The sequence below is a fragment of the Salmonella sp. 32020114201800008SM genome (genome assembly GCF_017572025.1).
GTDB lineage: Bacteria > Pseudomonadota > Gammaproteobacteria > Enterobacterales > Enterobacteriaceae > Salmonella > Salmonella enterica.
In genome coordinates this window covers 803,805-825,170 of record NZ_JAGEQM010000001.1, presented here as the reverse complement: position 1 = coordinate 825,170, position 21,366 = coordinate 803,805, and the positions used below count along the sequence as shown (strand labels likewise).

19 protein-coding genes and 4 pseudogenes are annotated in these 21,366 nt (G+C 49.7%); 11 read left to right on the top strand and 12 right to left on the bottom strand.

The annotated features are described in order from the left end of the window. Positions 1–631: 631 nt before the first annotated feature. Positions 632–1,252: pseudogene (locus J4613_RS04155) on the bottom strand (fimbrial protein); the annotation flags it as partial. Between J4613_RS04155 and J4613_RS04150 the strand changes: the two are divergent. After that, positions 1,185–1,361, top strand: a pseudogene (locus tag J4613_RS04150) (DUF4113 domain-containing protein); the annotation flags it as partial. The pseudogenes J4613_RS04155 and J4613_RS04150 overlap by 68 nt on opposite strands. A gap of 415 nt (positions 1,362–1,776) precedes the next feature. Here the strand turns inward: J4613_RS04150 and J4613_RS04145 are convergent. Continuing rightward, positions 1,777–2,199, bottom strand: a pseudogene (locus J4613_RS04145) (tyrosine-type recombinase/integrase); the annotation flags it as partial. A 69-nt stretch (positions 2,200–2,268) separates the two neighbouring features. Between J4613_RS04145 and J4613_RS04140 the strand changes: the two are divergent. Beyond that, positions 2,269–3,476: pseudogene (locus J4613_RS04140) on the top strand (IS256 family transposase). Between the two features lie 145 nt (positions 3,477–3,621). On the opposite strand, the gene J4613_RS04135 reads toward J4613_RS04140, so the two are convergent. Next, positions 3,622–3,762: a hypothetical protein gene (locus tag J4613_RS04135; RefSeq protein ID WP_001617922.1), complete on the bottom strand. Its 141-nt coding sequence runs from the start codon at positions 3,760–3,762 to the stop codon at positions 3,622–3,624. Between the two features lie 165 nt (positions 3,763–3,927). After that, positions 3,928–4,197 (bottom strand): hypothetical protein, encoded by a 270-nt coding sequence (locus J4613_RS04130; RefSeq protein ID WP_001752421.1) that lies wholly within the window; start codon positions 4,195–4,197, stop codon positions 3,928–3,930. A gap of 369 nt (positions 4,198–4,566) precedes the next feature. Here J4613_RS04130 and J4613_RS04125 point away from each other — a divergent pair, with 369 nt between their 5' ends. Further along, positions 4,567–4,986: a GNAT family N-acetyltransferase gene (locus J4613_RS04125; protein ID WP_001025517.1), complete on the top strand. Its 420-nt coding sequence runs from the start codon at positions 4,567–4,569 to the stop codon at positions 4,984–4,986. A gap of 371 nt (positions 4,987–5,357) precedes the next feature. On the opposite strand, the gene J4613_RS04120 is transcribed toward J4613_RS04125, so the two are convergent. Continuing rightward, positions 5,358–5,834 (bottom strand): hypothetical protein, encoded by a 477-nt coding sequence (locus tag J4613_RS04120; RefSeq protein WP_000030946.1) that lies wholly within the window; start codon positions 5,832–5,834, stop codon positions 5,358–5,360. Between the two features lie 329 nt (positions 5,835–6,163). Continuing rightward, the gene (locus tag J4613_RS04115) at positions 6,164–6,559 is read right to left on the bottom strand and encodes a DUF1398 domain-containing protein (RefSeq protein WP_000422890.1); all 396 of its coding nucleotides are present in this window, start codon (positions 6,557–6,559) and stop codon (positions 6,164–6,166) included. A 683-nt stretch (positions 6,560–7,242) separates the two neighbouring features. Here J4613_RS04115 and sopE2 point away from each other — a divergent pair. From sopE2 to pphA, 4 genes are all read left to right on the top strand, one after another. Then, on the top strand, positions 7,243–7,965 hold the full coding sequence (gene sopE2, locus J4613_RS04110) for an SPI-1 type III secretion system guanine nucleotide exchange factor SopE2 (RefSeq protein WP_064047387.1): 723 nt from the start codon (positions 7,243–7,245) through the stop codon (positions 7,963–7,965). Between the two features lie 285 nt (positions 7,966–8,250). Beyond that, positions 8,251–8,415: a membrane protein gene (locus J4613_RS04105; protein ID WP_001134856.1), complete on the top strand. Its 165-nt coding sequence runs from the start codon at positions 8,251–8,253 to the stop codon at positions 8,413–8,415. Next, a complete protein-coding gene (locus J4613_RS22850) occupies positions 8,406–8,621 on the top strand; it encodes a hypothetical protein (protein WP_001574231.1) in 216 nt (71 codons plus the stop codon). The genes J4613_RS04105 and J4613_RS22850 overlap by 10 nt, the downstream gene beginning before the upstream one ends. Before the next feature lie 17 nt (positions 8,622–8,638). Continuing rightward, entirely contained in the window at positions 8,639–9,289 is a 651-nt protein-coding gene (gene pphA, locus J4613_RS04100) for a protein-serine/threonine phosphatase (protein WP_000986176.1), read from the top strand. Between the two features lie 18 nt (positions 9,290–9,307). On the opposite strand, the gene J4613_RS04095 is transcribed toward pphA, so the two are convergent. The 5 genes from J4613_RS04095 to yebS form a co-directional block, all read right to left on the bottom strand. Further along, a complete protein-coding gene (locus tag J4613_RS04095) occupies positions 9,308–9,499 on the bottom strand; it encodes a YebW family protein (RefSeq protein WP_111742326.1) in 192 nt (63 codons plus the stop codon). Positions 9,500–9,609: 110 nt separating this feature from the next. Beyond that, the gene (locus tag J4613_RS04090) at positions 9,610–9,846 is read right to left on the bottom strand and encodes a YebV family protein (protein ID WP_024131108.1); all 237 of its coding nucleotides are present in this window, start codon (positions 9,844–9,846) and stop codon (positions 9,610–9,612) included. 117 nt (positions 9,847–9,963) lie between these two features. Then, entirely contained in the window at positions 9,964–11,403 is a 1,440-nt protein-coding gene (gene rsmF / locus J4613_RS04085; RefSeq protein ID WP_079898836.1) for a 16S rRNA (cytosine(1407)-C(5))-methyltransferase RsmF, read from the bottom strand. Positions 11,404–11,480: 77 nt separating this feature from the next. Beyond that, positions 11,481–14,114, bottom strand: coding sequence for a PqiB family protein (locus J4613_RS04080; RefSeq protein WP_001521100.1), 2,634 nt, complete (start codon positions 14,112–14,114; stop codon positions 11,481–11,483). Next, positions 14,083–15,366 (bottom strand): membrane integrity lipid transport subunit YebS, encoded by a 1,284-nt coding sequence (gene yebS, locus J4613_RS04075; RefSeq protein WP_001207294.1) that lies wholly within the window; start codon positions 15,364–15,366, stop codon positions 14,083–14,085. The genes J4613_RS04080 and yebS overlap by 32 nt, the downstream gene beginning before the upstream one ends. A gap of 128 nt (positions 15,367–15,494) precedes the next feature. On the opposite strand from yebS, the gene J4613_RS04070 reads away from it, so the two are divergent. From J4613_RS04070 to htpX, 4 genes are all read left to right on the top strand, one after another. Beyond that, positions 15,495–15,992, top strand: a complete 498-nt coding sequence (locus tag J4613_RS04070; protein WP_001518229.1) for a GAF domain-containing protein — start codon at positions 15,495–15,497, stop codon at positions 15,990–15,992. Positions 15,993–16,089: 97 nt separating this feature from the next. After that, positions 16,090–16,776: an RNA chaperone ProQ gene (gene proQ / locus J4613_RS04065; protein ID WP_000431401.1), complete on the top strand. Its 687-nt coding sequence runs from the start codon at positions 16,090–16,092 to the stop codon at positions 16,774–16,776. Positions 16,777–16,795: 19 nt separating this feature from the next. After that, positions 16,796–18,844: a carboxy terminal-processing peptidase gene (gene prc, locus J4613_RS04060; RefSeq protein WP_001091237.1), complete on the top strand. Its 2,049-nt coding sequence runs from the start codon at positions 16,796–16,798 to the stop codon at positions 18,842–18,844. 193 nt (positions 18,845–19,037) lie between these two features. After that, positions 19,038–19,919: a protease HtpX gene (gene htpX / locus J4613_RS04055; RefSeq protein ID WP_000984498.1), complete on the top strand. Its 882-nt coding sequence runs from the start codon at positions 19,038–19,040 to the stop codon at positions 19,917–19,919. 47 nt (positions 19,920–19,966) lie between these two features. Here the strand turns inward: htpX and J4613_RS04050 are convergent, their stop codons facing one another. Beyond that, entirely contained in the window at positions 19,967–21,340 is a 1,374-nt protein-coding gene (locus J4613_RS04050; RefSeq protein ID WP_000416130.1) for an MFS transporter, read from the bottom strand. Positions 21,341–21,366: the final 26 nt, after the last annotated feature.

Genomic DNA, 21,366 nt, shown 5'->3' with positions numbered 1-21,366 from the left:
GATTGTCCACTGCGCCTGTAAGACCTGGCAGCAGTTGTCGATTTAATGTCTATTCTTGCTGGAAGGCATAAAACGCCTTGAAGATGAAGAGCTCATCATTAGTCGGGTCCCTTGTTGAGCCAGGACAAGTTTAACTTATCGCTTTCAACCCTTACGATGATAAATGATCTTATCCACCCATAATGGACATACGGCTAAATGAGTAAATTCTCAAGTAAGAGGCAGGATCTGTATCAACCAGTAAGAAGCCCCAGAAACAGCACCGGCTGAATTCCGTCAGGAAGCTCTGAAACTCGCTGAATGTACGTTGCCCGCGAACGATTGTTAATCAGCGCCATAGCAAGAATAATTGTTTGTTTCACAAGGAGATAGAAAAAACTATAGCTTTGCGCCGGGGCGGAGGCAGGAGGAGATAACTCGTTGTAATAGAATGTTTTTATATGGCGACCTTAATACTGGCGCCATTTGGGATAAAATATAATCAATTAACAAAATTGTGATCCGCTTCTAAATTACTTCTCCTGGCCGTACGGCTACCTGGAAGAATTTGTTCTGAGTCAGATTCATCACCAGAGCTTGTAAAACCCATTACGTAGCCGCAGAACATAATGGGTTACCAGAGCAAAACAGTTTATAACGTAATATAGATGCCAGACACACTACGACGCGATGCCTGTAATTGCGCATTAACGCTTCCTGCTGTTACTGTTTGTCCGCCGATCGCCTCAAGTGAGGCAGTAAAATCACCGCTGTAGATTTCTACTGAACCGGATGATACCCGTGTGGTTAAATCTTTATAGCCATACCAGCCTCGGGCGTTGCCGATGCCCGTCCTGATACGATCGGGCAACAGATTAATCGGCGTACCGGCATCGTTATAGATGCGAATTCCCACTCCGGAAGCTACGCCGGGGTCGCCATAATGGGCGTCCAGTAGCCACGACAGACCGCCTGCGGATGCGGTTATCCCCAGGCGACGAGCCACCGCCACGGCGGTTGGTTGATTAACGACAAACCCCATTGCGACATTGGCGGCACTAATGGTTGGACGGGGGCTGGATACGGCGCCGGACTCACATTCCAGGCTGACGTGGAAAGGTACCTGGCTACTCCCCCCGGCGGCTAATACGCCGACGGCGACAGGGGGAATTTTCACGATCGCAGGATAATCTGTGATTTTACATAACGCGCCGCGCGCCGGTAGTGCGAAGCTGATGGAAGTACTGGACCATCTTAACGCAAAAGACGGGAAGGGGACGCTGTACTTCGCCGGGTGGGGGATGCCGCAACCGTGGGCTATGAAGCGAGAAATGCTTTCGCCTCGGTATACCACCCGCTATGAAGACCTGCTTCAGGTTAAGTGGCAGGTTTATCCCGATTTTCACATTCCTGATGTAATGGAACCGCAGCCACATCGTATGCAAGAACGGGCTGCGGCAAGCTGGCGATCGTTCGATAGTGCGAGTATTGAATGGTTGCCAGTTGCGGCGGATTTTACTTGTTCAGGATGACTAACCAATGTGTTTAATCTGAAACTAGCCACCTGTTCAACTTTTCGCGATCGCTTTTGTTGGCATCACTATTAAGCCTTCGTCTACATGGGCATTTGGCATCGAGAGTCCCCCAATGGAAGAGGGGAGTGATGTATTGGGCAGTGAGTTTGTTTGGTCGGGGGATTTATACGCAAAATGGCCCGAAATATGTCCGAATTTCTGTATTCGGTCTTTTTTCTTTATACCACGATAAAACCTGATTTAACATTTTTAAAACAGAAAATCAGAGCATCATGTATGCCTTTTCGTCACGTCCATCAAGGTATATTTTTGTTGTGTTCTCTGAAGTATGTCCCAGGAGTTTCTGAGCAAACCCTTCGCCGTAAGCGTCTTTATACAGTCGTCCGGATAAGCTGCGGATCTCGTGAAACGGCGGTGGGTTTTCACTGAAATTTATTCCGGTCAATTTTCGTGCCGCAACAAATTTTTTAGTCAGGCTATCAGGATGAATACTCCCGTTCGGGCTGTTTTTGCGTATGCCAGCGCTGATAAGGTATTCGCTACGGCTTACCAGACGGCAACGCTCAATCACCATACTGAGGCGTAAACCCATGGAAGGAAGGTTGAGCGAAAGTGGCAGAGCGATTTTCATCCCGGTCTTGATTTGCTTAACGTACAGTCGCTCATCAATAATGTGACTGAACTGAGACTGTAAGTAAAATTGTGTAATTGCCTGTTTTTGATATGTTCACTCCAGTAACGGAGACAGGCAATTATGGACGAAAAGAAACTCAAAGCCCTTGCGGTTGAACTGGCTAAAGGCCTTAAAACCGAAGCCGACCTCAATTCGTTTTCCCGTATGCTGACGAAATTAACCGTCGAAACGGCGCTCAATGCGGAGCTGGCTGACCACCCCGGGTATGAGAAAAATGCGCCCAAAACAGGCTCAAACACCCGTAATGGCTACTCGTCCAAAACGGTGTTGTGCGATGACGGCGAGATAGAACTCAACACACCGCGTGACCGTGAAAACACCTTCGAACCACAGCTGCTTAAGAAGCACCAGACGCGCATTACGCAGATGGACAGCCAAATTTTATCCCTCTACGCCAAAGGCATGACTACCCGCGAAATCGTCGCCACCTGCAAAGAGATGTACGACGCCAATGTGTCACCCTCGCTGATATCTAAAGTCACCGACGCCGTAAAAGAGCAGGTCACTGAGAGGCAAAACCGGCAACCGGATGCGCTGTACCCCATTGTTTATATGGACTGCATTGTCGTCAAAGTCCGTCAGAATGGCAGCGTAATCAACAAAGCCGTCTTCCTGGCACTGGGTATCAACACCGAAGGCCAGAAAGAGTTACTGGGTATGTGGCTGGCCGAAAATGAAGGCGAAAAGTTCTGGCTAAGCGTGCTGACGGAGCTGAAAACCCGGGGCGTTCAGGACATCCTGATTGCCTGTGTGGATGGTCTGAAGGGCTTCCCGGATGCGATAAACAGCGTCTTCCCGCAAACCCATATCCAGCTGTGCATTATCCATATGGTGCGTAACAGCCTGAAATACGTAGCCTGGAAAGACTACAAAGCCGTCACCAGCGGCCGGAAGATGGTCTATCAGCCCCCGACCGAAGAGGCGGCACTGATGGCGATGGATGCGTTCGCGAAAGCCCGGGACGATAAATATCCGCAAATCAGCAAAAGCTGGCGTGCGCACTGGGAAAACCTCAATACGCTCTTCAGTTATCCGCCGGATATCCGCAAGGCCATCTACACCACAAACGCAATCGAATCCCTGAACTGCGTGATCCGTGCCGCGATTAAGAAACGCAAGGTGTTCCCGACGGATGACTCAGTACGAAAAGTTATTTATCTGGCGATCAAGGATGCGTCAAAAAATGGAGTATGCCGATCCAGAACTGGCGGCTGGCGATGAGCCGTTTTATTATCGAGTTCGGTGACCGCCTGAGCGATCACCTTTAATAACTGGGCAGTTACACAGAATTACTGACAGGCTCATTCTTTTGTGTTGCGCCTCTCTGTTTCTATTGTTTTAGATAGCCATGAGAGCTCCGTCGCTGAGAATTTTAGTCGTGGGGTTCTTTCTTCTGCACCGGGTGGGCGCATTTCATAACTGCAGGACCATCTGCTGAATACTGTATAGCTCTGTATATCGCATGTTGTTGAGGTCAGTGTGCAATTCCTCGGTACTGGCTTGTCCTGTATAGGGCTGGAGATTTCTGGGCAATGTCCTTTTGGACCTGAACATATGTTTTTGATTGAAAATGGCATCGTGTTTTATCCTTTACACTGTGAAATGTTGTTTTGTGCTCTTCTGTTGTGATTGGTGATGTGACGGGATCGTCCATGCACCCTTCCTTTTATTGACGGCGTATCAGTCCATTGATGCCATGCTTGCTTAATTTGTCCAGCATCAGCAAGCCGTCGTTTTCTTTCTGCTGCAATTCAAGCAACTTAAACCGTATTTCGTTAAGTAAAGGTTTAATAACTCCGCGCTTGCGAACCACCTTTTTGATAACGTCTTTTTCGAAGTATAAACGGCAGAAATGATTTTCATAATTCGCCTATACTCTTCACCCAGCGCTGGCAAATCTTCAACGCTGAAAGGCTGGGGAGAAGGGCGTCCAGTTGCTGAACGGAGAGCGAACCATACGCCCTGATTCCACGTGTTATCAAACTTCATACCGTGGTTATCATCCAGACAAGGCGCTTGAGGTTGCTCATGTCTTTTGGGGAAAGAGGTTCGGTGGTGGGTACTGGATATCCTGGATCGGGAAGTGGGTTCCACTGGTGCCAAATACAGGGGGCTGGTAAACCGGGTAGATACCTCAAATCCTGACAGGCCAGAGCACCAGCCTGATAAAATCGTATTACTGATTTCTAACCAGTGGCACATTAATTGTACCGGCTCAGACTCCAGCTGACAGTCTGCTTTAAGCGAGTAGCGGACGTGGCCTGCCCCCAGGAGTAAAAACAAACTTTCTATTGATACATTTAATTAACTTATTTATAACGTTATATTCCAAATGCAAACTTGTTCAATTGGATAAGTATGAACATTCAAATCACACATCAAGTTACTGAATTTGATAAAGAAGAACTATTAGCCGGATTAAGAAGCTACAATGCTCAGTTCGTCGATTTTAGTAAAAATGGGCAGCTTGGGGTCTACTGCAGAAACGAAAGCGGCGAAATGGTAGGCGGATTAATTGCTGACAGAAAAGGTCCGTGGCTCTGCATCGACTATCTTTGGGTAAGTGAATCTGCAAGGAGCAACGGTCTGGGTAGTAAACTTATGGAGATGGCCGAAAAAGAAGGTTTGCGGAAAGGCTGTGTTCATGGACTTGTAGATACCTTTAGCTTCCAGGCTCTCCCTTTTTATGAAAAACAGGGTTATATACTTCAAATGTCGCTACCGGACTTTCCTAAAGTAGGTTCGCAAAGGCATTATTTAATTAAGCCTGGTTTATAGCTTTGCTGCATTTGAATACCTTGGCTTTATGAAAGCTGCAATCAGGTAGCTTTAAAATATATCGTATTGCTGGCCTGTACACACCATGATCAGCGTCCGCTTCTGGCACAGGGCGGACAGTCAGATTAGGTTTGGCTGTCAGCTCACATTTGAGCTAATACCCCCTGGCACGGCTAGAGGTACTCAGACAGCCGCTTGTAGGCGGTATGGTGCGGATACAAAAACATATTGCGCTGTTATATAAACTGTAAACTGGGCTGTGCGTATAATACGAATCTTTCACTCAGAGAAACCTGCTGACAGCGTTAGTACTCCATTAATTAATTTTATACTGAATCTCTGTGGTATGGCACAGGCGTTTAGAAGACAGTTCAATTGCGATCTGCTGGCTGGGATTTCGTCGCGCCGCTCAAAAATGCACAGAGTTTTTCACCCGCCGTCAATGGCTCAATGGGCGTTTTTCCGAGGGCGGTCTCAGTCATGACGATGGCAGGACCAATAAGCATGGACCATACTTCACTCGCGTCTTGCTCAAGCGATGTGAAGGCAAGGAACAGTGTTTTATCTGAAGGAAAGCGGTGCTGAGTATTAAAAAGTTTCAGCCAGGCGCGGGACTGCCGGTCGGCCTGTGCTGATCGCGTGCCGAAGCGGAGTACTCTTTTTAGTATGGCGATACCCACAATGCCTGGCCCCAGAATAAAGGGACTCCCGACGTTTATGGTGACGCCGACCCCGAGAAAAACGAGGGCGAATGACAGCACGTTATCTACTCTTCTGGTAAGAGTACTGTATAGCTTTTCCAGAGAGTACCGGTAAAGAATTTGATAACTGATTTCATCCTTGCTCATACATCTCCAGATGTTTTTTCGATTACGCTCCGGTATGCTCCCGGAATCCTGACAGATTCTGCAATTATGCCACACTTCCTGGAGGGTATTAATTAGATAGAATATAAATAGAAGGCAAATATTTTGAGCTTTTAGTCTATATCGCTTTGAATATCATTTCTCCTGCACCAGGAGATGCTGTTGTCGAGAATCGTGTCAAACGTTGCTGCGTCGGTCGGACTGCACAGGGTAACTCTCGCAGTCAGACTCTCATTATGGTCTCTAAATTGGATAACCCGCAGTCGTAACACGCCGGATGTCACGACTGACGCTATTATTACCCTGGCTTGTTAAAGCGGCATGACCACATTTTCTATATATAATAATTGGTTGTCTTTCGACCAGTATTGTCGAGTTTTTTGGTTTAATTCAACAATCCATTTAAAAACGCCTGCCGTTGCCAGATCAGTACAGTATTTTTCATAGGAATGCTCCCCCGAAAAGTGTTTATCTGAAGTCAATTTTATTAATTGCGTATTCGGTGTTGAATTGACTTTAATCAGCTTTCTATTGCTTTTAATAGAAATGAAGTGGCCTGCATGAGTGATAATTTTCACATTGCCGGTAGCAACAAAATAGATGTAATAAGCGATATTATTATATTCCAGATCGATTAGAAATGCGTTGAAATTTGCATCCTTTCTGACGCGCTCGAAAAAGTGGTTAAGCATAAGCTGTAATTCCATTTGTTAACCTATTGTAAGTTATAATGTTATATGTTGTGTTAGAGTATTGTTGCTTAAAAGCAGCCATACAAAGATGTTACCTAAAAGCAATAATAATCGCCTGGTATCATATAGTTTACGTTATGATTGGAATAGTGTTGCAATTGTTACTGATTATTTCTCGTAGCGCGTTTTTTTGACCACTAATAGATGCGTCAATCCATTTCATTTGTAGTTTTTCTGAACGTCATGAAAAGTCATAATATATAAAAATCAGTTAATTAATTGATGTTTAGATAAGGATTACAGTGACGGAGAGGTTTGGCGTGGCGACTTTATAGGTTTTGAAAAAGCGGCTAACTCGCTGGCAGGATAATTGGTAGCCAGCCTGCGAATGGGGGCAAAATCGTAATAACATCAGCATAAATAATAATATTCATGAATGTTTTATGTGACGCAGCAGTTGAATTGAAGTGATGTTTTACCTGTTCAGGATTGTCCCGATAAAAATGTTCCTCGATAAAAGTCGATCACCTTGCGCCGAAAAAAAACAGGCTAAGTGACAGAAGAACAAAATCCATCAGGAAAATAAAATTTATAAATATCAATGAGTAAAAATGGTTGTGGAGAAGGTGGCTATTTTTTGAAAGCAAGAAATATAAACAAAGTGTAGCTATGCATAGTTATCTAAAAGGAGAACTACCGTGACTAACATAACACTATCCACCCAGCACTACAGAATCCATAGAAGTGACGTTGAACCAGTAAAAGAAAAAACAACGGAGAAGGACATTTTTGCGAAAAGTATTACTGCCGTTAGAAATAGCTTTATCAGCCTGTCGACGAGTCTGTCAGATCGTTTTAGCCTGCATCAACAAACAGACATACCGACTACCCATTTTCATCGTGGGAGCGCCTCTGAGGGTAGGGCAGTATTAACCAGTAAAACTGTTAAAGATTTTATGCTGCAAAAGCTCAATAGCCTGGATATCAAAGGTAATGCGAGTAAAGATCCGGCCTATGCTCGTCAGACATGCGAAGCCATATTATCAGCCGTGTACAGTAATAATAAAGATCACTGTTGTAAATTACTCATCAGTAAAGGGGTCAGTATTACCCCCTTTCTGAAAGAGATAGGAGAGGCTGCGCAGAATGCGGGGCTACCTGGGGAGATAAAAAATGGCGTATTTACTCCAGGTGGGGCAGGGGCGAATCCTTTTGTCGTCCCCCTCATTGCTGCAGCGAGTATTAAATATCCGCATATGTTTATAAATCATAATCAGCAGGTATCTTTTAAAGCGTATGCTGAGAAAATCGTTATGAAAGAGGTTACGCCGCTGTTTAATAAGGGGACGATGCCAACGCCACAACAATTTCAGTTAACTATAGAAAATATTGCGAATAAGTATCTTCAGAATGCCTCCTGAAGGTAGTAAATACAATACTGCTATTAACCATATGAATTAATAGCAGATTTTCTGAAACTATATATTCATTTTTTATGGCGACGCTTTTAACAAAACGTCGTCATATTTATTTTAATATAAAAATCAAATGGATACACTTAAAACTTAAAATAATTGTTATTACTCTAAATGCCGGTATAACCAGACAGCTTTTTTTGAAACGCTGCGTGTTGTTAAGTTTATGATACCCGCGCACGGATGATGTCTCGATAAGGATTAATGGTCTGTTAACTGTCAGGAGAGGTTATGCCGCCTTTAAAAAAAATTGTGCTGCGCCTGTTTGTGGGGGCGATGGTCGCCACGGTAACGACACCTGCATTGGCGCTGGTTTGCCTTGAGGATCACTCCGCTAAAGAGTGTGCTATATCGTGTGCTGAGGCGATGTGGTTTATGTTTCCGATATGTTTTTAAGGAGGAAGAGTATTGAAGGTGAACAGGCGATAGTGAGTAGCTCGCTGCGCCAGGGGATAACCCTCCCCTGGCGCAGCCAGTTATATTTTATTGCGATGATAACAAAGCATTTACTCGCTAATGGTGAAATTCGCTATTTACAACAGCGCACGCTTACTAAGCAAAAAAATCTGCACACGCTATCTTTTTATATCTGTCCTGGATAATGAACGACAGGAAAAACATGATGCGGCCTGAAGAGATTTATCAGCGAATAGAGGCAAAGAATTGGCGGCATGTCTGGGTGGTTGGCGATATTCACGGCTGTTTTTCAATGTTAATGAAAAGGTTACGTGAGTGTCGATTTGATCCGCAACAAGACTTGTTAGTTTCTGTGGGCGATCTCATTGATAGAGGCCCGGACAGCCTGGGTTGCCTGGCTTTACTGCGTGAGTCCTGGATGACGGCGGTTCGCGGCAATCATGAACAAATGGCGCTGGATGCGCGGGCCTCATCGCAGTCGACGCTGTGGTTGATGAATGGTGGCGACTGGTTTACCCGCCTGACCGCTGAACACGCTGCGCAAGCTGAAGCGCTTTTTATCCTTTGTCAGCGACTGCCCTGGATACTGGAAGTTCGCTGCCGCCATAGCACGCATGTGATCGCTCATGCTGATTATCCAGCGTCAACCTATCAATGGCAAAAAAAGGTCGACTTACATCAGGTTCTCTGGAGCCGCGAACGGCTCATAAATAAGCGCGGTGGGATTAGCGGAGCCGATCATTTTTGGTTTGGCCATACGCCGTTGCGCCGGCGCATGGATTTCGCCAACGTACACTATATTGATACGGGCGCGGTATTTGGCGGGCAATTGACGTTAGCGCGGATACAATAGCGGTATCAGCGACCAGGGTTAAAAATCGCTATATTGCTGCGCAGGTCGCCAGAAGCCGTCGATAAAATCCTCTACCGGAAAACAGCCGCCATGGCGAATCCGTTGATTGTCCATCGAATAAAGACATTGCTGCTCGGTATCGTAGATGTCCACGACAATATCCTCGCATCCTCCATCCAGGTAACATACAAAAAGTACCAGCGCGAACATTACATCCTCAATGTTAACTACTTTACACGATAGTGTAGGAGAGGTTAGCGCAGGGGGGAAATGAGAAAAGGAAGAATAAATAACCCGCCTGGCGACGGGTTCTTTTTGAGTCAGGCAAGACGCATGACCCAGGCATCAGATTTAGGATCGTAATGAGTACGGAACAAAACGGAATGTTCCCCGTTGAGAATGGCGGGAACGCTGGTTTCGGCATCCCAGGCATCCAGTTGCATACATAAATCCGGATCGGATTTACAGGGGATAGTTAACGTTCGCTCCCCCGGCGATTCGCCATGTAATTCGGCATCGTCGATTTCAAAAGCGCCAATGCGCACACTGGTTTTCATCATCGTGCTCTCCGTTAATACGCTAATTGTGGTACGACCAGTTTAGTCGTCCATTTTTCAGCGTAGTCAACGTACGCAAAAGCGCCAGTCAAAAAGTGCGGTTTTTTTGTGCGCCTTTTAACTATTACCAGTAAAGAGTTTGCCATCCCGCACCAGTTCACGCGGGTAACTGTTCTTTATTCTTGAGCCGATACGTTTTGCCAGACCAAGCGGCTGACGCTGGAACGTCACCAGGACATCATCAGCGGCAGGGGGTGTTTGCGGATAAATATCCCGACCGCGATACCACTCCTCCGCCTCTTGCGCAGAGAGTTCGAATGCGTGAGCATGAGTCGGGCAGGCAAGGGCTATCGTCGCCTCATGTTGCCAGCGATAGCCTTTATTATGACTTTCAGCCAGTTTAATGCCGAGCCGGGAAAAACGGACTTTTCCGATCAGTGATTCAATCTCTGCCGGGAACAGCCAGACCTCTTTTTCACGCTGCCAAAGATGGAGATTTTCATCCCATAACAGTCCGACGGCGTTGGCCGCCTGGGTAACGTGTAATGCTTCGCGGCCTTTGAGGGGGGTAAAAGGAAACGCCCCCACTTTATACCCCGGCGCGGGCATGGCTGGAAGGGATGACATTTTACGCAGACGTGCGACGAAGAATCCTTCGCAGTCGTAAATTTGCGGGAAGACGTGCAGGAAGCCTTCCGGGGTGAGGGCGCGGTCAGCGTCAGGAAACAGATCACCCAGCGGCAAAAATTCAACGGCGTCGGCGTAGGTCTCTTGCAGCCAGAGGCAGACCTCTTCGTTTTCCTGGCGATTTAACGTGCAGGTGGAGTAGACCAGCGTGCCGCCGGGTCGTAAAGCATGAAAAGCGCTGTTGAGCAGTTCCCGCTGTGTCGCCGCGATATCCAGATTGCTTTCTGGCGACCAGTTTTTTAGCGCATCAGGATCTTTACGTACTACGCCTTCGCCAGAGCAGGGCGCATCCAGCAGGATAGCGTCAAACATCTCCGGTAACGCAGCGCCAAATACGCGGCCATCGAAATGCGTCAGTGCGGTATTGGCGATTCCACATCGGCTGATATTAGCGTGCAGAACTTTGACGCGGCTGGCCGAAAATTCGTTGGCCAGAATGGCGCCGCGGTTCCCCATGCGGGCAGCGATCTGCGTGGTTTTGGAGCCAGGCGCCGCTGCCATATCCATGACCCGCTGCGGATGATTATCATCGGCGAACAGGGCCGCGACCGGCAGCATCGAACTGGCCTCCTGAATGTAAAATAGGCCGCTTAAATGCTCAGCGGTACTGCCAAGCGGCAATGCCTCTTCATCATCGCGCTCGATCCAGAATCCTTCATGACACCACGGAATTGGCGTGAGCGACCAGCCGTAGGGCGCGATTAGGGCAAGGAAATCAGCCACGGAGATTTTAAGCGTATTGATGCGTATACTGCGGCGCAACGGGCGTTGGCAGGCCGAAATAAATTCATCAAAAGAGAGCGTGGAAGGCATTGCTTCACGCATTTGCGTCAGAAAAGCGTCAGGAAAATAGACAGCGTGTTGAGCCACAGGTGTATCGCCGGCAAAAAAACAGGCGCGCAGTGTAGCATAAAACGCTCCGGCGCGAGTACGCCGGAGCCGGGTGTTTAACGTGGCAGAGCGGTACCCCATTCACGCCACTCTTTCGGTTCGCTCTCTTGTAACAGGAAATGCTTACCGGCTTGCGCTTTTGGCGCCAGCGGCGTACCTGGTGGAGTAGCGAAGGCGATACCGCCACGGATGAACTGATTAAATGTCCCCGTTTTCACCACGCCGCCTGTCAGACCAAAGTCGAGACTATAGCCGGAGGCAAGCCAGAATACGGAGTTATTACGCACCAGATATTGGTAACGCTTACTGATGCGCAAGGTGATCATCACGCGATCGGAGAGCGACCCCAGGGACATTCCGGTGACGGTTCCCACTTCGATACCGCGAAACAGGACGGGGGTACCAATATTAAGCGAGCCTGCTTCTGGCGCCTCCACGACGATGCTTAACCCATCCAGATAGCGTGAGTCGGTAATCGTGGCTTCCTGCAGTTCAAAGTCGCGCCGTGCCGCGCCGCGTCCTGGCTCAACGTTAATATAGGGCTGGAGAATCGTATCCAGATGCTCGACGCCCGCCGCGGAAATTTGTGGCGTAATAACGGAAAAACGTGTCCCGGCGCGGGCAAATGTCTGTACATACTCCGGATAAAGTACGGCTTTTGCCTGCACTTCATTACGTGCGGTGATCAATTCCAGCGTCTGGATCTGGCCGATATCAATACCGAGGTAACGAATGGGCATCCCTTCCGCCAATTTTCCGGCGTCGAACGCGTGCAGCGTAATTTGTCCGCCTACCGCGCGAGCGGAGGTTTCTGAAGCATAAAGAATGCGTTTATCGCCTTTGCGCCGACTGGCGCTGGCGCCGCTCAGGTTATCAAAACTAATGGCCCCTTTCAGCGCGCGGGAGAGTGGCGAGGCCTGTACCGTTAGGCCGCTGCCGTTAAGTTGCACCTTCGCGCCGCCTTCCGCCCAGAACACGCTATTGCTGGTTAACAGGTGGCGATATTCCGGCTTAATATGCAGGTCGATGTCAAAGGTATTGGCGCGTGGGCGAACGGTGATGACTTCGCCTACTTCAAATTTTCGATACAGCACGACGGAACCTGCCTGGACATCCGGCAACGTTTCGGCTGTCAGCGTCAGGGTGGTAGTCGGTAAGTCACTGAGACTATTTTCCAGCGCTTTTTCCAGGTTAGCATAGAGCGGGTAGGTGGATTTCATCTTCCCGCTCGTACCGGGTAAAATACGAATTCCGCCGTCAATCCACTCGCTGGCGCTGGCGCCGAGGAACTCTACGCCGTCAAGGCCGACTTTGACATCCACCCGGCTGTTGACCACGAATTTACTGTCGCCCTGTACCAAATCCCGGTGCTGCGGTTCAATCGCGACGATGAATGACACGCCTTTACTGGATAAGTTGCGCTCAATGACCTGGCCAATTTTTACGCCATGTAAAATTAACGGCTGGCCCGGTTCGATACCGTAACTTTCCGGGGCCGTCAGCGTCAGGGTTAAGGCATTCGCCTCATGCAGCAGGGCCTTTTCACCCGGCACCACCACAAATTCACTGCGCGGTTCGCCGTCGCCCGGCACCAGCTCGAAGGTTTTTCCGGTTAACAACGAACTGATATTCGCGTCGCTCAGCGACAGTTTGGGATTGCGTAACTCAATACGCGTATTTTCCCGCATCAGCGGAACAACGCTGGGATCGACGGTCATCTCTCCGGTGACTTTACCGCCAGGGTTGAGCGTCAGTTTAGAAAGCTCACCCACCTCCAGTCCCTGGTACATTAGCGGCGTAGATTCCGCTTTCAGACCGTCTCCGCTGGGCAGCTCAAGTTTAACGATTACCCCTCGTTGGCTGTGGGCTAAATCTTTATATAAGCCGAACGTGTCATCCTGGGCGGCGGGTTTGGAATTGTCCGGTGAGTCAAACGCAATCGCGCCATTGACCAGGGCCGCGAGGCTCTCCAGTTTCACCTTCGCGCCGCTCAGGCTGAGATCGGCGTCAATGCCGGAGACATTCCAAAAACGGCTGCCTTTTTTCACCAGATCGGTAAACCGTCGCTCAATCAGAACGTCAATCGTCACGCCCTGTTTGTTAGGGTTAATCGAATAGTCATACACCCGTCCGACAGGGATTTTACGGAAATAGACCAGTGAACCGCTATTAAGCGAACCGAGATCCGGCGCATTGAGATGAATCATCAGATCGCCGTTGCTAAGCCGGTATTTAGGCTGTGTATCCAGGGCGACGAAATGATCTCTGGGCTTGCCTTTACCTGGCATCATACCGATGTAATTCCCGCCGACCAACGCATCCAGGCCGGAAACGCCCGCCAGCGAGGCTTTGGGCGTCACCAGCCAGAATTGCGTCTCTTCGCGCAACGCATCTTCCATATCTGATTTGATACTGACGCGAACTTCAATTTTGCGCAGATCTTTGCTCAGACTGACATCTTCCACGGTGCCGACTTCTACTCCCTGATAACGCACGGGAGTACGGCCCGGTACGATACCGTCCGCCGACATAAAATCGATAGTCACGCTATTGCCGCGATCCTGGTAGCTATCCCATACCAGCCACCCCGCGATCATTAGCGCGATAAGCGGTAGCAGCCAGAAAGGTGAAATACGGCGTTTGGTTTTAATTTGCGCTTCAGTCTTCGAAGCGGGCGTTTCCTGACTCATGTGCATCCCAAAGTAAGCGGCTATCCAGCCATTCCACTGCAAGAATAGTCAAAATTACCGCTGCGCCGAAATAAAACGCAGCCGGTCCCATAGTAAAAGCCAGAATCTGATCGCGATTAATCAGAGACATGGTTAACGAGATAACGAAAAGATCAAGCATCGACCAGCGGCCTATCCATGTCACCAGACGCAGCAACAGAATTCGCGTCCGCAGTCCCTGTTGGCATTTAAAATGGATACTCAACAGTAGCGTAAACATCACGATGACTTTGGTAAACGGCACCAAAATACTGGCGATAAAAACGACGGCGGCGACGGCGATATTGCTGCTGGCAAGCGACATAATGCCCGACAGGATAGTATCTTCCTGACGCCCGCCATTAATGTAGATTACCGAGATAGGCAGCAGGTTTGCCGGCAGCAAAAAGACAATAGACGCCAGCAAGGCCGCCCAACACTTCTGTATGCTCTGTTTTCTGCGTAACCGTAGCGGAATATGACAACGCGGGCAGCGTCCTTTCGCATCCGGATAGCCGCTAAAGTGGCAGCCAAGACAGACGCGCAATCTTTCGTCCGCACGTTGAGCAGGGCGCTGCGGATAAAATCGTTCCCATAGTTGCTCCACATTCAGATGAATCATAGTCAGAATGCTAAGAACCACCAACGAAACGAACGCTAAAAGCCCGATGCCCGGCTGCAGAAAGGCATAGTCCTGCACTTTGATAGAGGCAACGCCAATACCAACCAGATAGATGTCCAGCATCACCCACTCTTTCAGTTTTTCCAGCATCAGCAGGACTGGACGCAGATTCATGCCGAGAAGGCTGCCAAACCACAGATAAGCAATTGAAAAAACCAGAATAAGCGGCGCGCCCACCACGCAAAAGAGCACCATTGCGGCGGTTAACGGATCGCCCTGCTGCGTCATTTGCCAGATGCCGTGCATCACATTGGCATCAATGCGTACGCCCAACAGGTAGATATGGAGTAGCGGTTCGCTCCAGGCAAACGGCATCAATAGCAGCATGGTTACTGCCATCGCGGTCAGCCGCGTCAGCGACCAGTCGCGCCCATCGCGAATTTTGGCCTGGCAACGAGGACAATAAGCGCTTTGATGAGCGCTCATCTCCGGCAAGCTGAACAGCATGTCGCATTCAGGGCAGCGCTGGTAGTGGCTGCGCGGCAGCGCTTCGCTAATTGACCTGATCGTTAGCTTTTTTGTTGGCGTGACGTGTGAGGTGTTCAGAGCCATGTATCGTGAATCAAAGTGTTAGAATAATGTAATCTTAACTCATGACAGGAATAATCTTGAGCAAGAACGCATTTAATGCTTATTTTAATAGCCTGTGTTTAGGAGTAAGACCACGAAGTGATTATATAATGAGCAAAACAGAACTATACGCGGCGTTAAACCGCGATTTTCAGTCGTTAATGGCAGGTGAAACCAGCTTTCTGGCCACGCTGGCGAATACCAGCGCGCTACTGTTCGAACGCCTTACCGAGGTGAACTGGGCGGGATTTTATCTCCTCGAAGGCGATACGCTGGTGTTGGGGCCGTTTCAGGGGCGAATCGCCTGTGTGCGGATTCCGGTTGGTCGCGGCGTGTGTGGCGCAGCGGTAGCGCAGAATAAGGTTCAACGTATTGATGATGTTCATGCGTTTGACGGCCATATTGCCTGTGATGCCGCCAGCAACGCCGAAATTGTGCTGCCTGTCACGGTTGGCGAACGGATTATCGGCGTGCTGGATATAGATAGCACAGCGTTTGGCCGTTTTACCGAAGAAGATGAACACGGCCTGCGTACGCTGGTCGCACAGCTTGAAACCGTGCTTGCAACGACGGATTACAAAAAATTCTTTGCGAGCGTTGCAGGATAATCAACGGATAACGTAGCAATTACTGATGGCGTCATTATAATGACGCCTGTTCATGCCTGCTGCTTGTTGGCTACGTCCGTTGTAATCAGGAAATTTCATGGAAAATCAACCTAAGTTGAATAGCAGTAAAGAAGTTATCGCGTTTCTGGCCGAGCGTTTTCCTCACTGTTTTAGTGCGGAAGGCGAAGCTCGCCCGCTGAAAATTGGTATTTTTCAGGATCTGGTAGAGCGAGTTGGGGGCGAAATGAACCTCAGCAAAACGCAACTTCGTTCCGCTTTACGTCTTTATACTTCAAGCTGGCGTTACCTGTACGGCGTTAAGCCGGGCGCAACGCGCGTCGACCTTGATGGCAATCCGTGCGGCGAGCTGGAAGAACAGCATGTCGAACATGCGCGTAAGCAGCTTGAAGAAGCCAAAGCCCGTGTTCAGGCGCAGCGCGCAGAGCAGCAAGCGAAAAAACGCGAAGCTGCCGCGGCGGCTGGCGAAAAAGAAGACGCGCCGCGACGCGAGCGTAAACCTCGCCCGGTAGCGCGTCGTAAAGAAGGCGCTGAACGTAAACCTCGCGCTGATAAACCGACGACGAAAGCGCCGCGTGCGCCTCGCGAAGAGAAGCACACGCCGGTTTCTGATATTTCAGTATTGACCGTAGGGCAGTCCCTCAAGGTGAAAGCGGGTAATAATGCGATGGATGCCACCGTATTAGAAATCACCAAAGATGGTGTCCGTGTACAGCTGAATTCGGGTATGTCTTTGATTGTACGCGCAGAACACCTGGTGTTCTGAAACGGAGGCCAGGCCTGGCATGAACACTTTTTTTAGGCTTACCGCGTTAGCTGGCCTGCTTGCATTAGCAGGCCAGTCCTTCGCCGTGGAAGATATTACGCGTGCCGATCAAATTCCCGTACTAAAGGAAGAGACGCAACATGCGACGGTGAGCGAGCGCGTAACGTCGCGTTTTACCCGCTCCCACTATCGCCAGTTCGATCTGGATGAGGCATTTTCGGCAAAGATTTTTGATCGCTATCTGAATCTTCTCGACTATAGCCACAACGTTTTGTTGGCGAGCGATGTCGAGCAGTTTGCGAAAAAGAAAACCGTGTTGGGCGATGAGCTGCGCACGGGTAAGCTGGATGTTTTTTACGATCTTTATAACCTGGCGCAAAAGCGCCGGTTTGAACGTTACCAGTACGCGCTAAAAGTGCTGGAACGGCCAATGGATTTCACCGGAAACGATACGTTTAACCTGGACCGCAGTAAAGCGCCCTGGCCGAAAGATGAGGCTGAGCTAAATGCGCTGTGGGATGGTAAAGTGAAATTCGATGAGCTCAGTCTGAAACTCACCGGCAAGAGCGACAAAGAAATTCGCGAAACGCTGACGCGTCGCTACAAATTCGCTATTCGCCGCCTGGCGCAGACCAACAGTGAAGATGTGTTCTCGCTGGCGATGACCGCTTTTGCGCGTGAAATCGACCCACATACGAATTATCTTTCTCCCCGCAATACCGAGCAGTTTAATACCGAAATGAGCCTGTCTCTGGAAGGTATCGGCGCGGTGCTGCAAATGGATGACGATTATACTGTCATTAACTCATTGGTTGCCGGCGGCCCGGCAGCGAAGAGCAAGTCGATTAGCGTCGGCGATCGTATCGTCGGCGTAGGGCAGGCCGGAAAACCGATGGTCGACGTTATTGGCTGGCGTCTTGACGATGTGGTGGCGCTGATCAAAGGGCCGAAAGGCAGCAAGGTTCGACTGGAAATACTGCCGGCTGGCAAAGGGACGAAAACGCGTATTATCACGCTGACGCGTGAACGGATTCGTCTTGAAGATCGCGCGGTTAAAATGTCGGTGAAAACCGTCGGCAAGGAAAAAGTTGGTGTACTGGATATTCCAGGCTTTTATGTTGGCTTGACCGATGATGTCAAAGTTCAGCTTCAGAAGCTGGAAAAACAGAACGTTAACAGCATCGTTATCGATCTGCGTTCAAACGGCGGTGGGGCGCTGACGGAAGCCGTTTCGCTTTCCGGTCTGTTTATCCCTTCTGGTCCGATAGTTCAGGTGCGCGACAATAACGGCAAAGTGCGTGAGGATAGCGACACCGACGGCGTGGTCTACTACAAAGGCCCGCTGGTGGTGCTGGTCGATCGTTTCAGTGCCTCGGCATCGGAAATCTTCGCTGCCGCGATGCAGGATTATGGCCGCGCGCTGATTGTCGGTGAGCCGACCTTCGGTAAAGGTACGGTACAGCAATATCGTTCGCTAAACCGAATTTACGATCAGATGCTTCGCCCGGAATGGCCTGCGCTGGGTTCGGTGCAGTACACCATTCAGAAGTTTTACCGTGTCAACGGCGGTAGTACGCAGCGTAAAGGGGTCACGCCGGATATCATCATGCCGACCGGCAATGAAGAGACGGAAACCGGAGAAAAATTTGAAGATAACGCCTTGCCGTGGGATAGCATTGATGCGGCGAAATACGTGAAATCGGACGATTTGGCCCCGTTTGGCCCGGAATTATTGAAAGAACACAACGCGCGTATCGCCAAAGATCCTGAGTTTCAGTACATCATGAAGGATATCGCACGTTTCAATGCCATGAAGGATAAGCGCAACATCGTCTCTCTGAATTATGCGCAGCGTGAGAAAGAGAACAATGAAGAAGACGCTCTGCGTCTGGCGCGTATTAACGATCGGTTTAAACGTGAGGGTAAACCGTTGCTGAAGAAACTGGACGATCTGCCAAAGGATTACCAGGAGCCGGACCCGTACCTTGATGAAACGGTGAAGATTGCTCTGGACCTGGCGCATCTTGAAAAAGAAAAACCAGCGGAGCAGGCGGCAGCCAATAAGTAACGCTAAACAGGCACAAAAAATTGTGCCTGTTTTTTTTTAACAAGCGCAGAAGTCGTCAGGATAATGCTACAAAATGTAAAGTTGTGTTTTTCTCGTGACTTACCGCCTGGTGATGCTTGAAAATAGCCATAAGACCCATACGATGTGGGTAATCGCATAGTGCGCTTTGTTAAATTGAGGTTAAAAGAAAATTATGATGCGAATCGCGCTCTTCCTGCTGACGAACCTGGCCGTGATGGTCGTTTTCGGGCTGGTTCTGAGCCTGACAGGGATACAGTCGAGCAGCGTGCAAGGCTTGCTGATCATGGCGCTGCTGTTTGGTTTTGGCGGTTCTTTTATTTCATTGCTGATGTCCAAATGGATGGCGTTAAAATCCGTAGGAGGGGAAGTTATTGAACAGCCTCGCAATGAAAGAGAACGCTGGTTGATGAACACCGTAGCAACGCAAGCGCGCCAGGCCGGTATCGCCATGCCGCAGGTTGCTATCTACCATGCGCCGGACATTAACGCGTTTGCGACGGGCGCACGCCGTGACGCCTCATTGGTCGCTGTGAGCACCGGTTTGTTGCAAAACATGAGCCCTGACGAAGCGGAAGCCGTCATTGCGCATGAAATCAGCCATATTGCCAATGGCGATATGGTGACGATGACGTTGATTCAGGGGGTGGTTAACACCTTCGTTATCTTTATTTCGCGCATTATCGCGCAAATTGCTGCTGGTTTTCTGGGCGGCAACCGCGATGAAGGCGAAGGAAGTAACGGTAATCCGCTAATCTATTTCGCCGTTGCGACGGTGCTGGAACTGGTCTTCGGTATTCTGGCGAGCATCATCACCATGTGGTTCTCCCGTTACCGTGAGTTTCATGCCGATGCGGGATCGGCGAAGCTGGTTGGCCGTGAAAAAATGATTGCCGCGTTGCAGCGCCTGAAAACCAGCTACGAGCCGCAAGAAGCGACCAGCATGATGGCGTTTTGTATTAACGGTAAATCGAAATCGTTAAGCGAGCTGTTTATGACGCACCCACCGCTGGATAAACGCATTGAAGCGCTGCGTAGCGGTGAGTACCTGAAATAATAAGCCCACTGGCAAGTATGAAAAGCGCGTCGAATGACGCGCTTTTTTTACGCCTGAACGCGTGGTTGCGTAATACGTAAACCGCTCACCACCGCCGCGAGAGTCGCCAGGATCGCCGCTGCGAGCAGAGAAAGATGCGTACCGCTATCGCCAAACTGGTTCAACATCAGCGCTACCAGCGCGGCGCCAGTACTTTGGCCTAACAGTCGCGCCGTGCCCAGCATCCCGCTGGCGCCACCGCTGCGCTCACGCGGCGCGGAAGTGATAATGGTGTGATTATTCGGCGACTGGAACAGGCCAAACCCTGCGCCACAAAGGATCATCGGCCAGATAATATTCAGATCGGAGGGGGTGCCTGGCAACATGACCAGCGCAAACAACCCGGCTGCCATTATCACCATTCCCAGCGCCCCCAGCAAACCGGCATGAAGACGTTCTATCAGGTATCCCGCCAGCGGCGCCATCACCATCGTTGCCAGCGGCCAGGGCGTCAATAACAGGCCGGTTTCTACTTCGCTACGGCCCAGCACGGTTTGCAGATAAAAAGGTAGCGAGACCATGGCTAACATTTGCGCGCAGAACGAGCAAATTGACGTGCCGATCGAGAGTGAAAAAAGCGGAATGCGTAACAAGTCGATGGGTAACAAAGGGACGGGCAAAGAAAGCTGGCGGCGCACGAAGAAAAACCCGACCACGACCAGAACGAGCAGCTCTGCGCCAATCAACGTTAGCGACTGTCCCTGGGCAAAGCCGCTCAATGCGGTAATCAGCAGGCCAAATGTGAGCGCATTCATTACCGCGCTCGGTAAGTCAAAGCGCGGCTTAGTGTCATGGGCGATGTTTGCTGGTAAAAAGCGGATGGCCAGAATTAACGCGATGATACCTAACGGGACATTAATCAGAAACAGCCATTTCCATGATGAGATGGATAAAATCGCCGCGGCGATCGTCGGACCCGCGGCGGAAGAGACTGCGACGATAAAAGAGTTAATTCCCATGCCTCGTCCCAGATGACGCTGGGGATAGATAAGACGAATCAGCGCCGTGTTTACGCTCATGAGCGCCGCGCCGCCAAATCCCTGCGCGATGCGCGCCAGCGTCAGCATCTGCAGCGAGTCTGAAAGCGCGCAAAACAATGATGAAAGCAGAAATACCACTAAACCACATTTATAGATCCGGTGATAACCAAACATGTCGCCTAAAAAAGACAGGGAAAGCAGTGAGACGACAATGGCGATTTGGTACGCATTGACAATCCAGATAGAGCTGGCAGGGGAGGCATGTAAATCAGTCGCAATGGTTGGCAGCGCGACATTAGCGATTGCGCCATCCAGAACCGCCATCGAAATACCGATAATAATCGTCAGGATAGCGCCGTATCTCTGCGGGAGGGGCAGGCCATCGGCCCGTGTTTTTTCCATAAGTATTTTGTAATAAGGGGAATTAT

Coding starts and splice junctions, on each gene's coding strand:
- prc (WP_001091237.1), top strand. CDS start 16,796: ATGAACACTTTTTTTAGGCTTACCGCGTTAGCTGGCCTGCTTGCATTA.
- J4613_RS04115 (WP_000422890.1), bottom strand. CDS start 6,559: ATGGAATTACAGCTTATGCTTAACCACTTTTTCGAGCGCGTCAGAAAG.
- J4613_RS04130 (WP_001752421.1), bottom strand. CDS start 4,197: ATGAAGTTTGATAACACGTGGAATCAGGGCGTATGGTTCGCTCTCCGT.
- J4613_RS04080 (WP_001521100.1), bottom strand. CDS start 14,114: ATGAGTCAGGAAACGCCCGCTTCGAAGACTGAAGCGCAAATTAAAACC.
- proQ (WP_000431401.1), top strand. CDS start 16,090: ATGGAAAATCAACCTAAGTTGAATAGCAGTAAAGAAGTTATCGCGTTT.
- J4613_RS04105 (WP_001134856.1), top strand. CDS start 8,251: ATGCCGCCTTTAAAAAAAATTGTGCTGCGCCTGTTTGTGGGGGCGATG.
- J4613_RS04125 (WP_001025517.1), top strand. CDS start 4,567: ATGAACATTCAAATCACACATCAAGTTACTGAATTTGATAAAGAAGAA.
- htpX (WP_000984498.1), top strand. CDS start 19,038: ATGATGCGAATCGCGCTCTTCCTGCTGACGAACCTGGCCGTGATGGTC.
- yebS (WP_001207294.1), bottom strand. CDS start 15,366: ATGGCTCTGAACACCTCACACGTCACGCCAACAAAAAAGCTAACGATC.
- J4613_RS04120 (WP_000030946.1), bottom strand. CDS start 5,834: ATGAGCAAGGATGAAATCAGTTATCAAATTCTTTACCGGTACTCTCTG.
- J4613_RS04090 (WP_024131108.1), bottom strand. CDS start 9,846: ATGAAAACCAGTGTGCGCATTGGCGCTTTTGAAATCGACGATGCCGAA.
- J4613_RS22850 (WP_001574231.1), top strand. CDS start 8,406: ATGTTTTTAAGGAGGAAGAGTATTGAAGGTGAACAGGCGATAGTGAGT.
- pphA (WP_000986176.1), top strand. CDS start 8,639: ATGATGCGGCCTGAAGAGATTTATCAGCGAATAGAGGCAAAGAATTGG.
- J4613_RS04050 (WP_000416130.1), bottom strand. CDS start 21,340: ATGGAAAAAACACGGGCCGATGGCCTGCCCCTCCCGCAGAGATACGGC.
- J4613_RS04070 (WP_001518229.1), top strand. CDS start 15,495: ATGAGCAAAACAGAACTATACGCGGCGTTAAACCGCGATTTTCAGTCG.
- J4613_RS04135 (WP_001617922.1), bottom strand. CDS start 3,762: ATGTTCAGGTCCAAAAGGACATTGCCCAGAAATCTCCAGCCCTATACA.
- J4613_RS04095 (WP_111742326.1), bottom strand. CDS start 9,499: ATGTTCGCGCTGGTACTTTTTGTATGTTACCTGGATGGAGGATGCGAG.